Raw genomic sequence first — 14130 nt, 5'->3', positions numbered from 1 at the left:
CGGTAGCCGGTAGCGGGGAGCGGGGAGCGGGGAGCCGAACTACACCGTCTCCGCTTCCCGCCCCACGCCCCTCTGGAACAACGCCGAAATCGCATCCGTCGACATCGGCTTCGCAAAGTAGAAACCCTGCATTTCGTCGCACGCACGCTCTCTCAGAAAGTCGAGTTGCGCCGACGTCTCCACGCCTTCAGCGATCACCTGCAATTTCAGCGAATGCGCGAGCGCGATGATCGCCGAGGTGATCGTCTCGTCGTCGCCCGACACGCCGATATCCGACACGAACGAGCGGTCGATCTTCAGGCGGTCCACCGGGAAGCGCTTCAGATAGCTGAGGCTCGAATAGCCGGTGCCGAAGTCGTCGATGGCAAGGCCGATGCCGAGCGCGTGCAGCTCGTTGAGCATCGACACCGCCTCCTCGGCATTGCGCATGATGGTGCTTTCGGTGAGCTCGAGTTCGAGATACTGCGGCTCGAGACCCGTCTCGGCGAGCACCTGCATGACGAGCTTCGCGATATCGCGCTGCTGAAAAACGCGCGCCGACAGATTCACCGAGACCCGCGCCGGCGGCAAGCCTTCGTCCTGCCACGCCTTGTTCTGGCGGCACGCCTCGCGCAACACCCATTCCGACAACGGCCCGATCAAGCCGCTCTCCTCGGCGACGGGAATGAACGTCGACGGCAGCACCAAACCCACTTCCGGATCGCGCCAGCGCACCAGCGCCTCGGTGCCGACGATCTGCCCGCTCACGATATCCACCTGCGGCTGGTAGTGCAGCAGGAATTCGTTGTCGCGCAAGGCGCGGCGCAAACGCCGTTCGAGATTCAGACGCGCGCCCGCGCTCGCATTCATCTCCGGCTGGTAGAACTGAAACGTATTGCGGCCCATGTCCTTCGCGCGATACATCGCGAGGTCGGCCTTTTTCATCAGCGTTTCCGCGTCTTCGCCGTCCTGCGGGAAGAGGCTCGCGCCCATGCTGCAGCCGACATACAGCTCAGTGCCGTCGAGCCACACCGGCTCGGAAATCGACGCGCGCACACGCTCCATCCACGCGATCAGCGACTGCTCGTCGACGGTATCGGTCATCACGATCACGAACTCGTCGCCGCCGTGCCGCGCGACCGTATCGCTGGTGCGCGTGCAACGGGCGAGCCGTTCCGCCACCACGCTCAGCAAGCGGTCGCCGACACTATGGCCGAGGCTGTCGTTGACGTTCTTGAAGCCGTCCAGATCGATGAACACGACCGCGATGCCCTTGTGATGCCGCTGCGCCACGATCAACGCATGCTGCAGGCGATCGCGCAGCAAGTTGCGATTCGGCAGCCGCGTGAGACTGTCATAGTTGGCCTGGTATTCGAGCTGTTCCTGATAGCGCATCAGATCGGTCACATCGTTGATCACGCCGATGTGATGCGTAATCATGCCCTCCGCGTTCGGCACTGGCGCAATGAACAGCTGATTCCAGAACAGCGCGCCGTCCTTGCGATAGTTGCGCACCACGGCGCTTACTTCGCGGTTCGCGGCAAGCGCCTGGCGAATCAGGGTGACGCCTTCCTGGTCGCGGTCGTCTCGCTGCAGCACGCGGCAATCGTGACCGATCACTTCGGCGGGATCGTAACCGGTGATACGCATGAACGCGGGGTTCACATATTCGACCAGATTGCCCGCCGGCGACGGCGCGGTAATCAGAATTGCGTTGACGCTGGCATCGAGCGCGCGGCTTTGCAGACGCAAGGCCAGATCGGCGCGCTTGCGCTCGGTGATGTCCGTGTAAGAGCCGAGCACGCCGAGCACGCGGCCGTCGCCGTCGGTGAACGGCAGCTTGCTCGTGACCGTGGTGCGATGCACGCCGTCGATCACCAGGTCGACCTCGACATTCATTTTCGGCACGCCGGTGGTCACCACCTCTTTATCGTGCTCGTTCAGCAGGGCAGCAAAGGCGCGCCATGGCATATCGCTATCGCTCTTGCCGACCACCTGCTCAGGGTAAGAAAGCCCCGCATCGCGCGCGAATGCCATGTTGCAGCCGAGATAGCGCGACTCCTGATCCTTCCAGAAAATCCGCTGCGGAATGTTGTCGATCACCGTCTCGAGCATTTGATTCGAACGCTGCGCTTCGGCTTCGGCGTTGATCTGTTCGGTGACGTCGTCGGCCAGCACGAAGAAGGCGGCGCGGCCCATAAAGTTGAGCGCGTGATACGAAATGTCGGCGCTGATCATTGAACCGTCTTTGCGCCGGTGATGCCAGACACCCGCCATCGTGCGGCCCTGTTGCAGGACGTCGCTGCGCTGCAGGTGCAATTCGAGGCGCGAGATTTCGCCATTCGGCCGGAGCGCGCGAATCGTCATGCCGAGAAATTCGCTTTCCGAGTAGCCGTATTGCTGGATCGCGGCCGCGTTGACGGCGAGAAAGCGCATCGTCTCGCGCTCGAAGATGTACATCGGCACGGGATGCTCGTCGAACAGGCCACGGAATCGCTCGTCGTTGCGGCCGAGCGCGCGGACGGCACGCAGTTTCGCGCGCGCGCGGCTTTCGCGGGCTCCGAACGTGAAGATCAGGAGCGCGCTGCCGGCCAGCATCGTGACGATCAGCAGGAACATGGCGCGCTGGGTTTCGTTCGCGGAAATCGCGAGCGACGCCCGCAACGCCTCGTTCTCCTGCTTGCGCAACACCGCCAGACCGGCTTCCACACGGCCGAGACCCAGCCCGAGATGCGTATAGGTCGACGCCGCCCACGCGCGCGACTCGTTCGGCGTGGCGCTGGCGCTCTTCAACAGCGCATCGTCAATGTCGTGTTGCAGCGCGTGACTGTCCGTGCTCAGTTTGGCGAGCGTGTCGAGCAGCGCCGGTTCGCCGGCGAGCTCTCGGCGCAACTCGCGCTCCAGGGCGGCCAGCGAGGTCGCCATGGCGGTGGCCTCGTTGACAGGCGCGGCCTCACCCGAAGCTTCGAAACGGCCGAGCGCGGCCAGGCCGCCGTCGAGCGCCGTATGGTAGGCGTCGAGATTCTGACGCACGCTTGTCGAACGCAGCATGCGCGCGTCGGCGTCGCGCTGGCCGCAAATCTGCGTATAGACGGCGAACGCGTTCGCGCCAACCGCCGCGACGACGACCGCCAGATTGATCAGCAGCCGCTTCGATAAAAAAGGAGTCATGGGTTCCGAACGTCAATCGTTCTGAGGGCGGGAGCACGAGGGTCGCTTTCGGTGCGTCGGGTCGCATCGAGTCGAGTCTTTTTACGCGCCAACTCATGGATAACGGCAGGGTTCGGAACAGATTGAGGGGTTGGAGTGAAAAAAATTCGCGGATTTGGCGGGGGGCGCGTAGCTGGGGCCGCCTAGCTGGGGCACCTAGCTGGGGGCGCCTAGCCGGCCGCACCTAGCCGGCCGCACCAAATTCCTTCATCGCGGGAACGAAGTCGTGGTTGCTTTCCAGCTTGCGCGACAATTTGGCGAGTACATAGCGCTTGAACGGCTCGAGTTCGGCCCACTGAGCGACGCCCGGCGTGGGCAGACCGGCGAGTCCCGCCTGGTGCGCGACACCCTCAGGCACGGCATCGGTGCGCCGCCAGGCGGGCGCTTCTTCAGGCGTGAACCACTCCGGTTCGACATTCGCGTGCGTGCGCAGCATCTCGAACAGCGCGTGGTCGAAATTCGGCTCGATTGCCGCGTCTTCCTCCACCGGAAACCGCGCCAGCAGCTTGCGGTCTTCGAGCGGCAGCAACTGCCATTGCACGAGCGTGATGCGCAGCCCGAAGCGATCGAGATTGAAGCGCACCGACATCGGGATGTAGGTGAAATTCTCCGAAGAGGCGACTTCGAAGTTGAACAGAAGCGGTGCTTCGTTGAGTCCCATGACAGTATTCCTCTTTGGTGACGGGCAACGCTCAAGCCCAGCTTGAGGTATTTTAGAACCTTATTCGCGCGATCGCAGTGAGGTCTGGCACCGCTTCGCGCCGCCGGGCAAGGCTGCAAGCCGCTCAAACGCGCGCAGCATGAAAGGAGTGAAGCAGCTTGAACGAACTGGAAACAGCCGGGCAGCCGGGCGCCGTAGAGCGCCAGGCGCACCGGCACCGCGGCGCAGCGGTCGAAACCGTCACCGATCACGTCGGTCAGGAGTGGCCGGTGGCGCTCGTCTTCAACGGCATCTCGCACGCGGTGATGATGTGCACGCCGCGCGATCTGGAAGCGTTCGCGGTCGGTTTTGCGATTTCGGAAGGGATCGTGGAACGCGGCAGCGACATTCAGGATATCGAGGTCGAGTTGCACGACGATAACGAATTGCCGCATGCCGAAGTGCAATTGACGGTAGTGCAGCAGGCGTTCGTCGCGCTGAAGGAAAAGCGCCGCGCGCTCGCCGGGCGCACCGGCTGCGGCGTATGCGGGATCGAAAGCATCGATCTGCTGGATCTGAAACCGGAACGCGTGCCGGACACCGGCTTCCTGCAACGGCTCACGCCGGATGCGATCGCTCGTGCCGCACGCGAGTTGCCGGAACACCAGGCACTGACGCGCCTGACCGGCGGCCTGCACGCCGCTGCCTGGTGCGATGCGGCAGGCGCGATTCGCTACGCGTTCGAAGATGTCGGCCGTCACAACGCGCTCGACAAGCTGATCGGCCAGCTGGTGCTCGATCGCGTGGATACCAAGGAAGGTTTTGTGTTTCTGTCGAGCCGCGCCAGCTACGAGCTGGTGCGCAAGGCGGCGCGTGTCGACGTGCCGATGGTCGCGACGATTTCGGCGCCGTCGTCGCTGGCAATTGCGATTGCCCGCAAAGCGGGCGTACGGCTTGTCAGCTTCTGCCGGGAAAACAGCTACGTCGACTACGACACCTCGCAGCCGGCGCAACCCTGAGCGCACGAGGCGCCTGAGTTATTTTCAGGCGCCTGAACCCAGCCGGTTCAATCGAACTGCCGGAAGTCCGGCTTGCGTTTCTCGAAAAATGCCTTGAACGCCTCGCGCGCTTCCGGCGCGAGCAGCATCTTGCTGAAGTGCACCGCTTCCTCGGCCATCTGCGTTTGCAGTTCCTGATGGCTCGCGCGCTTCATCAGACTCTTCGTCACCCGCAGCGACGACGCCGGCAGCGCCGCCAGCTTCGCCGCTTGCGCGGCTGCGAATGCATCGACTTCAGCTGCGGGCAGCACGCGATTCACGAAGCCCATGCGCTGCGCTTCGGCGACGTCGAATGCTTCGCCGAGCAGCAGCTTTTCCGCTGCTGCCTGATAACCAGCCACACGCTGCAACAGCAAACTCGACGCCGCTTCCGGACACAGCCCAAGCTGCGTGAACGGCAGCGAAAAGCTCGCCGTAGTCGCGGCATAGACCAGATCGCAGTGCAGCAGGAGCGTCGTGCCGATGCCGATTGCCGGCCCCGCCACGGACGCTACCACCGGCTTTTCCGCCGAACAGATGGCACGCAGAAACTGGAATACCGGCGCGTTTTCGCCGCTTGGCGGCGTCTTCATGAAGTCATCGAGATCGTTGCCGGCGCTGAAGATGCCGGCGCTGCCGCGAATCAGAATCGCCCGAATCGATGCATCGCCGTGCGCTTGGACCAGTGCATCGGCCATCGTCTGATACATCGCGGCCGTGATCGCGTTTTTCCTATCGGGCCGGTTGAAGGCAATCGTCAGCACGCCGTCGGCGCGCTCGACCAGAATATCCACTGTCATCTCCTCGTACTCCTCTGGATGCTGCTGAATGGAAAAAACGGCTCGCAAGCCAGGCGGCCTGCGAACCGTTTCCGCGGTCCCTAGGTGGTCACTGCAGGGATCACTACGGGGACCAGGGTAAACACGATTACAGACGTTCGATGATACCCGCCGCGCCCATGCCGGTGCCGACGCACATCGTCACCATGCCGTACTTCAAGTTGCGGCGGCGCAGGCCGTGCACGACCGTCGACGCACGGATCGCGCCCGTCGCACCCAGCGGATGGCCAAGCGCGATCGCGCCGCCGAGCGGGTTGATCTTCGCCGGATCGAGACCGAGGTCCTGAATCACCGCCAGCGATTGCGCGGCGAACGCTTCATTCAATTCGATCCAGTCCATATCTTCGATCTTCAGGCCGGCGGCCTTCAGCGCGGCCGGAATCGCTTCCTTCGGACCGATGCCCATGATTTCCGGCGGCACGCCGCGCACGGCGAAGCTGACGAAACGGGCGAGCGGCGTCAGGTTGAATTCCTTCAGCATCTTTTCCGACACGACGATCAACGCGCCCGCGCCATCCGAGGTCTGCGAACTGTTGCCCGCCGTCACCGAACCCTTGTTCGCGAACACCGCGCGCAGTTTCGCCAGACCTTCCATCGACGTTTCCGCACGCGGGCCTTCGTCGAGCGCGACTTCACGCGTCTTCAGCTTCACTTCGCCGGTGGCGAGATCGGGGAAACGTTCGGTGATCGTATACGCGGCGATTTCGTCGTTGAACTCGCCGGCTTGCTGCGCGGCGATGGCACGGCGGTGCGATTCGACCGAGAACGCGTCTTGCGCTTCGCGGCTGATCTTCCAGCGCTCGGCGACCTTCTCCGCGGTCAGGCCCATGCCGTAGGCGATTCCGATGTCTTCGTTGCGATCGAAGATATGCGGCGACATCGACGGCTTGTTGCCCATCATCGGCACCATGCTCATCGATTCACAGCCGCCCGCGATCATCGCGTCGGACTCGCCGACACGGATACGGTCAGCCGCCATGGCCAGCGCGGTCAGGCCCGAAGCGCAGAAGCGGTTCACCGTGACGCCGCCCACCGTGTTCGGCAGGCCCGCCAGCAGCGCGCCCATCCGCGCGACGTTCAGGCCTTGCTCCACCTCCGGAATCGCACAGCCGATGATGGCGTCTTCGATCACTTTCGTATCGAGGCCGGGCACTTGCGCCACGGCCGACCTGATCGCGTGCACCAGCAGTTCGTCCGGGCGCGTGTTCTTGAACATCCCGCGCGGCGCCTTGCCGATCGGCGTGCGGCTCGCCGCGACGATATATGCGTCTTGCAATTGCTTTGTCATTTAAAGCTCCTATGTCGACGGGAGTTGGCGCTTTAGCACCTACTCCGCCCCATGCAATTTATTGCGGTCGTTCGTCGCTTAGTTACGTACCGGCTTGCCGGTCTGCAGCATGCCCATGATCCGTTCCTGCGTCTTTTGCGTGCCGAGCAGATCGACGAACGCTTGACGCTCGAGTTGCAGCAGCCACTCTTCGTCGACGAGGCTGCCGGCTTCCACGTCACCGCCGCACACCGCTTCCGCGATGCGGCTGGCGATCAGGAAATCGTGCTCGCTGATGAAACGACCGTCGCGCATGTTGACGAGCGATGCCTTGATGGTCGCAATCGCCGAGCGGCCCGCCACCGGCACTTGCGTGACACGCAGCGGCGGACGGTAACCCGCGGCGGACAGCGCGCGCGCTTCTTTCTTCGCGATGTCGAGCAGTTCGAACACGTTGAAGACGATCGTGTCGGACGGCTTCAGGTAGCCCATTGCGCGGGCGTCGAGCGCGGAGGCCGAAACCTTCGCCATCGCCGCGTTTTCGAACGACTTCTGCACAAACTTCAGCAGGTCGTTGGTCGCGCCGGCTGCAGTTGCGGCTTCCGCTGCGCGCAGTGCCGCTTCCTTCAGGCCGCCACCCGCTGGCACGAGACCCACGCCGACTTCCACCAGACCGATATAGCTTTCGATGTGCGCGACACGCTTCGCGCTATGCAGCGCCAGCTCGCAACCGCCACCAAGCGCAATGCCCGACACGGCCGAGATGACCGGCACGCTCGCGTACTTCACGCGCAGCATCCCTTGCTGGAATTTCTTCACGAACGGCTCGATGCCCTTCGCGCCGCCCGTCATGAACGCGGGCATGGCTTCTTCGAGGTTCGCACCTGCGGAGAACGGCCCGCCCGGCGTGCCGAGTTTCAACGACGTCGGCTGCCACACGACCAAGCCCTTGTAGTCCTTCTCGGCGAGTTCGATGGCTTGCGTCAGACCGTCGATCACCGACGGTCCGATCGTGTTCATCTTGCTCTTGAACGACACGATCAGGACGTCGTTCTCGCCGGCGCGGTCGTCGACCCACGCGCGCACGGCCTCGGTTTCGAACAGGGTCTTGCCGTAAGTCTTCGGATCAGTTGCAGTCTCGCCAACCAGCGGCGCACGGAAAACCTGTTTGTCGTAGACGCTAAGCGACGAGCGCGGCACGAACGACTTCGAAGCGGGCGACCACGAACCTTCGTTCGTATGCACGCCACCCTTTTCGGCAACCGGGCCTTCCAGCACCCACGCCGGCAGCGGCACATTCGACAATGCCTTGCCTGCCGCGATGTCTTCCTGCACCCATTCGGCGACCTGCTTCCAGCCGGCCGTTTGCCAGCCTTCGAACGGGCCTTCGTTCCAGCCGAAGCCCCAGCGAATGGCGAGATCGACGTCGCGCGCATTGTCGGCGATCGATTCCAGATGCACGCCGATGTAGTGATACACGTCACGGAAAATCGACCACAGGAATTGCGCCTGCGGGTGCTCCGATTCGCGCAAGAGCTTCAGGCGCTCTGCCGGCGGACGCTTCAGAATCCGGCCGACCAGTTCGTCCGCTTTCGCGCCGCCGTCGACGTACCCGCCCGTCTTCGGGTCGAGCACCTTGATCGCCTTGCCTTCCTTCTTGTAGAAGCCGCCGCCGGTCTTCTGACCGAGCGCGCCCTTCTTTACCAGTTCAGCCAGCACCGCCGGCGTTTCGTAGACCGGGAAGAACGGATCGTCCTTCAGCGTGTCCTGCATTGTCTTGATGACGTGCGCCATCGTGTCGAGACCGACCACGTCAGCGGTGCGGAACGTCGCCGACTTCGCGCGGCCCAGACGCGAGCCGGTCAGGTCGTCCACTTCGTCGAAACGCAGGCCGAACTTTGCAGCTTCGGTGATGACGGCGAGGATCGAGAAAATACCGACGCGGTTAGCGATGAAGTTCGGCGTATCTTTTGCCCGCACGACACCCTTGCCCACCACGCTCGTCAGGAACGATTCGAGTTGATCGAGGATTTCCGGATGCGTCGTGGCGGTCGGGATCAATTCGACCAGGTGCATGTAGCGCGGCGGATTGAAGAAGTGCACGCCGCAGAAGCGCGCCTTCAGTTCGTCCGAGAAACCGTTCGACAGTTCGGTGATCGACAGACCCGACGTATTGGTCGCGAAAATCGCCTTCGGCGCGATGTGCGGCGACACCTTCTTGTACAGGTCGTGCTTCCAGTCCATGCGTTCGGCGATCGCTTCGATCACGAGGTCGCACTCGGCGAGCTTCTCGATGTCGTCGTCGTAATTCGCGGGCTGGATGTATTGTGCGTCGTCCTTCACGCCGAACGGCGCGGGCGACAGTTTCTTCAGATTCTCGATCGCCTTCAGCGCGATCGCGTTCTTCGGGCCTTCCTTTGCGGGAAGGTCGAACAGCAGCACGGGCACCTTGGCGTTGATCAGGTGCGCTGCGATCTGCGCGCCCATCACGCCGGCGCCGAGCACGGCTACCTTGCGAATGATCAGATTGCTCACGTCGTTCCTCCGGGAAGTTATGCGATGTCGCGAATGTGTCTCTTACGTTTCGCGATGTGTGACTTGTGGCGGTGGAAGGCGCCACGCCGCTTGAGGGCGTGGCGCTTGCCGTAAGGGTTGGGCCTTAGAACAGCGACTCTTCGACGTCCATCATCGACTTCGAACCGGCGCGTGCCTGACGGATCGTCATCGCCGTTTCCGGCAGCAGCTTCGCGAAGTAGAAGCGTGCGGTGGCGAGCTTGGCCTTGTAGAACGGATCGCCCGATGCCTCGTTATCCAGCGCGATACGGGCCATGCGCGCCCAGAAGTACGAGAACACCAGGTGGCCGACGGTGCGCAGGTACGGCACGGCGGCGGCGCCGACTTCGTCCGGGTTCTGCATCGCCTTCATGCCGATTTCCATCGTCAGCTTCTGCACCTTGTCGCCGATGTCGGCGAGCGGGTTGATGAACTCCTGCATGTCCGGCTTCACGCCTTCGGCTTCGACGAAATCGGACACCAGCTTGCCGAACTTCTTCATCTTCGCGCCCATGTCGCCGAGAATCTTGCGGCCGAGCAGGTCGAGCGCCTGAATCGCGTTAGTGCCTTCGTAGATCATGTTGATCCGCGCGTCGCGCACGTATTGCTCCATGCCCCACTCGGCGATGAAGCCATGGCCGCCGTAGATCTGCATGGCGTGGTTGGTGCTCTCGAACGCGTTGTCCGAAAGGAATGCCTTCAGGATCGGCGTGAGCAGCGCGACCAGATCCGCCGCTTCCTTACGCACCGATTCGTCGGCGTGCGACAGTTCCTTGTCGATGTGCAGCGCGGACCAGTACGAGAACGCGCGCGCGCCTTCCGCGTAGGCCTTCTGCGTGAGCAACATGCGACGCACGTCCGGGTGGACGATGATCGGGTCAGCGGCTTTTTCCGGTGCTTTCGGGCCGGTCAGCGAACGCATTTGCAGACGCTCTTTTGCGTACACCAGCGAGTTCTGGTAACCGATTTCGGTCAGGCCCAGGCTCTGCATGCCGACGCCCAGACGCGCGGCGTTCATCATCACGAACATCGCGTTCAAGCCCTTGTTCGGCTCACCGACCAGCCAGCCCTTCGCGTTATCGAGGTTGATCACGCAGGTTGCGTTGCCGTGAATGCCCATCTTGTGTTCGATGGAGCCGCACTTCACGCCGTTGCGCTCGCCCGGTTCGCCCGCTTCGTTCGGGATGAACTTCGGCACGATGAAAAGCGAAATGCCCTTGGTGCCCTTGGGCGCATCCGGCAGACGCGCCAGCACCAGGTGAACGATGTTCTCCGCGAGATCGTGTTCGCCGCTGGAGATGAAAATCTTTGTGCCGCTGATCGCGTACGAGCCGTCGCTGTTCGGTTCGGCCTTGGTGCGCAGGATGCCGAGGTCGGTGCCGCAGTGCGGTTCGGTCAGACACATCGTGCCGGTCCAGACGCCAGCGACCAGCTTCGGCAGATAACGTTGCTGCAGTTCCGGCGTGCCGTGCGCGTGCAGACATTCGTATGCGCCGTGCGACAGGCCCGGGTACATCGTCCACGCCTGGTTCGCCGAGTTCATCATTTCATACAGCGCGTTGTTGACGAACGCTGGCAAGCCCTGGCCGCCGTATTCCGGATCGCAGCCGAGTGCCGGCCAACCGGCTTCCACATATTGCTTATAGGCTTCCTTGAAGCCCTTCGGCGTGGTCACGACGCCGTCGCCGACGTACGTGCAGCCTTCCTGGTCGCCGCTGTGATTGAGCGGGAACAGCACTTCGGAACAGAACTTGCCGGCCTCTTCGAGCACGGCGTTGATCGTGTCCGCATCGAGATCCGCGTGCTTCGGCATCTGCTTGATCTCGGCTTCGACGTTAAGCAGCTCGTGCAACACGAATTGCATGTCGCGCAGCGGCGCGGCGTACTGTCCCATGACTCTCTCTCCCAAGTTTGACAAGGAGCCAGGCCGTTAGCTGAGTCCGTGGATCGGATCTTTCAGCGCCGCTGAATCTGCTTGAAGTTCGGCGGCTCTGCTAACGGCTTTCGCTCTGATACGAAACAATCAATTTTTCCAGCGCGGCCCACGTAAGACGCACCGATTCCGGCAAGTGCAGGAAGCGCGCGTCGTGATGCAGGCCGAGCGTGACGCTGTACAGTTCGAACAGCATCAGTTGCGGATCGGTATCGGCACGCAGATGCCCTTCTTCCATCGCCTGCGAAATTGCACGAGTGAGCGCCGCGCGCCACATCGTCACGCTCGACACCAGTTGCTCGCGCACCGGGTTGTCTCCACGATCGTCATACTCGACCGCACCGCTGATGTAGATGCACCCGGTGGTGACTTCCTGAATGCGTTTCTCGATCCAGCGGGAAATCATCGCGCGCAAGCGCGGCAATCCACGAGGCTCACGCAAACTCGGGAAAAACACCTCGTCTTCAAAACGACGGTGATATTCGCGTACGACTTCGACCTGCAAATCCTCGCGCGAGCCGAAATGCGCGAACACACCGCTTTTGCTCATCTGCATGCGCTCGGCCAGCAGTCCAATCGTCAGACCTTCTAGTCCGTCGCGACTTGCCAGATCAAGTGCTGCATCGAGAATCGCGACTCGTGTTTGTTCGCCTTTTCGCATAGCTTTTTACCGTTCTAATGTGACCGAAATAAAATCGAACGGCCGTACTATTATTGAGTGTTGCCGTCCGCGAAACAAGGACTTTATTAGAAACCGGTTTCTAACCCGGTTTCAATTCTGCGACATCCGTCAATCAGAGGAAGGAGATTTTTTAGAGGCCTTTGCCTTCTTTTTGTCCCTTTCATTGACGCTGCGCCCTTGCGCTTATGTGCGAGATACCGATGGGCTAGTCATAGCCACCCACCGTCAATAGCTTCATCACGGCCCGATAGGTCGTGTAGGCAAGCCAGTTGAGCAAGCGCTCGCCCGCCGGACGAGCATCATAGCGCGCCTCGTCGATCCGGCGCGAATCCTTGAACGCGGCGAGGATCGCTTCGCGCAGCGCGACGATCGACGGGTCGTTCACCAGCACCACATTGGCTTCATTGTTGAGCATCAGGCTCAACGCGTCGAGGTTCGACGAACCAACTGTCCCCCAATTCGAATCCACCACCGCGACCTTGCCATGCAGCATGGTTTTCTCGTACTCGGCGATCTGCACGCCGGCTTTGAGCAGCGCGCGATACAGGAACGGCACGGCGTAATCGAGCGCCTTGAACTCCTTGCGCCCGATGATGAGCTTCACGTCGACGCCGCGCCGCGCCGCGAACACCAGCGCGCGCCGCAGCTTGCGGCCCGGCATGAAGTACGGGTTGGCGAGCAGCACTTCGCTGCGCGCCTGGCCGATCGCGGTCAGATATGCCTTTTCGATGGCGCGGCGGTTGATCAGGTTGTCGCGCGCGACGAAGGTCACGCATGGCAGCCCGCCGGCCCAGAGCGCCCCGTTGCGATTGCGGCGCCGGCGCCGCAGCGTGCCGAGCGACGCCATGGTTTTCGGCCCGAAATCAGGTTCGAGCGATTCCAGAGGCCGATGCCCGATGCGGATCCGCTGCCATTGCACCTCGAACGCCTGGCGAATATCGGCGACCACCGGCCCGTGCAATTCCACCGCGAAATCCCAGCGCCGGTAAGGTAGCGTCGCGCCGTTGTTCTCGTAATCGTCGACAATGTTGATGCCGCCGCAGTAGCCGAACTGATCGTCCACCACCGCGATCTTGCGGTGCGTGCGCGAGAAGCCGAAACGGCCGAACAGATGCGGGTTGTAGATACGACGGTCAATGCCGGCGAGCAGCCATTCGTCGAACATCGCGAGGCGCGCGGTGCCGATGCCGTCGGTAATCACCCGCACCTTCACGCCGCGCGAGGCTGCGCGCAGCAACGCCGCACTGACGGCCTGACCTGCGCTGTCGTTACAGAAGATATAGGTTTCGAGAACCACGTCGCTTTGCGCCGCGTCGATGCGTTCGATCAGTGCGGCGAAATACTCGTCGCCGGAGCACAGCAGCTTGACGCCGTTGCCGCTGGTGAAGCGGTAGCGTTGCCAGTAGCGGCGGCCGAGCAGCGATTGCCGGAGTCGCGCGAAACGGCGCGCGCCGCCGACGCTCACCGGGCACGCTCCTCGGGCCGGCCACTCAGGCGCCCAGCGAGCCGCTTCGGCAATTGCAGGATCGCGTCGGCATTCGACGACGAAAAGCAGCGCGAGGCCGCCTCTTCATACGGCAGCCACAGAAACGCCGTGTGCTCGCGCGGCGCGAGCGTCACCTCGAGCTGCTCGGGCACTTCCAGGCTGAACCAATGCTCGGTGTTGTGGATCACGCCCTCGGCATAGCGATGCCGGAACTGGGGGTAGATCTCATATTCGATCGAGTACCGCCAGTCGAACAACGCGCTGTGCGGCACCAGCTTACTACCGACCACGATACCGGTTTCCTCGGCCACTTCGCGCGCCGCCGTCTCAATGAAGGGTTCGTCGACCCGGTCTTTCGAACCGGTCACCGATTGCCAGAAATCGGCGTGATCGGCACGCCGGATCAACAGCACGTCGAGCGAGGGCGTATGGATGACGACGAGTACGGATTGCGGGATCTTCGGCGGTTTCGGCATGGCGTAAAAACTGGGCGCAACGCTTGCG

The 14130-nt window shown here is 62.6% G+C and carries 10 protein-coding genes; 1 reads left to right on the top strand and 9 read right to left on the bottom strand.

Annotation, left to right across the window (positions count from 1 at the left end; genetic code table 11):
• Positions 1-39 precede the first annotated feature (39 nt).
• Together P3T22_RS22780 and P3T22_RS22775 are read right to left on the bottom strand one after the other, a co-directional pair.
• A complete protein-coding gene (locus P3T22_RS22780; protein ID WP_429326205.1) occupies positions 40-3150 on the bottom strand; it encodes a sensor domain-containing protein in 3111 nt (1036 codons plus the stop codon).
• A 223-nt stretch (positions 3151-3373) separates the two neighbouring features.
• Positions 3374-3850 (bottom strand): nitrate reductase associated protein, encoded by a 477-nt coding sequence (locus tag P3T22_RS22775; protein WP_063494757.1) that lies wholly within the window; start codon positions 3848-3850, stop codon positions 3374-3376.
• Between the two features lie 158 nt (positions 3851-4008).
• Between P3T22_RS22775 and fdhD the strand changes: the two genes are divergently transcribed.
• On the top strand, positions 4009-4848 hold the full coding sequence (fdhD, locus tag P3T22_RS22770; protein ID WP_429326204.1) for a formate dehydrogenase accessory sulfurtransferase FdhD: 840 nt from the start codon (positions 4009-4011) through the stop codon (positions 4846-4848).
• Positions 4849-4895: 47 nt separating this feature from the next.
• On the opposite strand, the gene P3T22_RS22765 is transcribed toward fdhD, so the two are convergent.
• The 7 genes from P3T22_RS22765 to nudB all read right to left on the bottom strand — a co-directional run bounded on the left by P3T22_RS22765 (position 4896) and on the right by nudB (position 14102).
• Complete coding sequence (locus tag P3T22_RS22765) at positions 4896-5666, bottom strand: enoyl-CoA hydratase (RefSeq protein WP_063494755.1); 771 nt, start codon at positions 5664-5666, stop codon at positions 4896-4898.
• Positions 5667-5793: 127 nt separating this feature from the next.
• Positions 5794-6993 carry an acetyl-CoA C-acyltransferase gene (locus P3T22_RS22760; RefSeq protein WP_429326203.1) on the bottom strand — a complete coding sequence of 400 codons (1200 nt, stop codon included), beginning with the start codon at positions 6991-6993 and terminating at the stop codon, positions 5794-5796.
• Between the two features lie 78 nt (positions 6994-7071).
• The gene (locus tag P3T22_RS22755) at positions 7072-9507 is read right to left on the bottom strand and encodes a 3-hydroxyacyl-CoA dehydrogenase/enoyl-CoA hydratase family protein (RefSeq protein WP_429326202.1); all 2436 of its coding nucleotides are present in this window, start codon (positions 9505-9507) and stop codon (positions 7072-7074) included.
• A gap of 124 nt (positions 9508-9631) precedes the next feature.
• Positions 9632-11419 (bottom strand): acyl-CoA dehydrogenase C-terminal domain-containing protein, encoded by a 1788-nt coding sequence (locus P3T22_RS22750; protein ID WP_063494752.1) that lies wholly within the window; start codon positions 11417-11419, stop codon positions 9632-9634.
• A 100-nt stretch (positions 11420-11519) separates the two neighbouring features.
• Positions 11520-12119: a TetR/AcrR family transcriptional regulator gene (locus tag P3T22_RS22745; protein ID WP_063494751.1), complete on the bottom strand. Its 600-nt coding sequence runs from the start codon at positions 12117-12119 to the stop codon at positions 11520-11522.
• Between the two features lie 226 nt (positions 12120-12345).
• Positions 12346-13605: a cardiolipin synthase ClsB gene (gene clsB / locus P3T22_RS22740; protein ID WP_429326201.1), complete on the bottom strand. Its 1260-nt coding sequence runs from the start codon at positions 13603-13605 to the stop codon at positions 12346-12348.
• The gene (gene nudB, locus P3T22_RS22735; protein ID WP_063497796.1) at positions 13602-14102 is read right to left on the bottom strand and encodes a dihydroneopterin triphosphate diphosphatase; all 501 of its coding nucleotides are present in this window, start codon (positions 14100-14102) and stop codon (positions 13602-13604) included. Before nudB ends, clsB begins: the two co-directional genes overlap by 4 nt.
• Positions 14103-14130 lie beyond the last annotated feature (28 nt).

Origin of the sequence: Paraburkholderia sp. GAS348 (assembly GCF_050434205.1) — a bacterium.
In the GTDB taxonomy this organism is placed as follows: domain Bacteria; phylum Pseudomonadota; class Gammaproteobacteria; order Burkholderiales; family Burkholderiaceae; genus Paraburkholderia.
The sequence above is the reverse complement of the archived record's forward strand: the minus strand, read 5'-3'. Positions and strand labels throughout refer to the sequence as shown.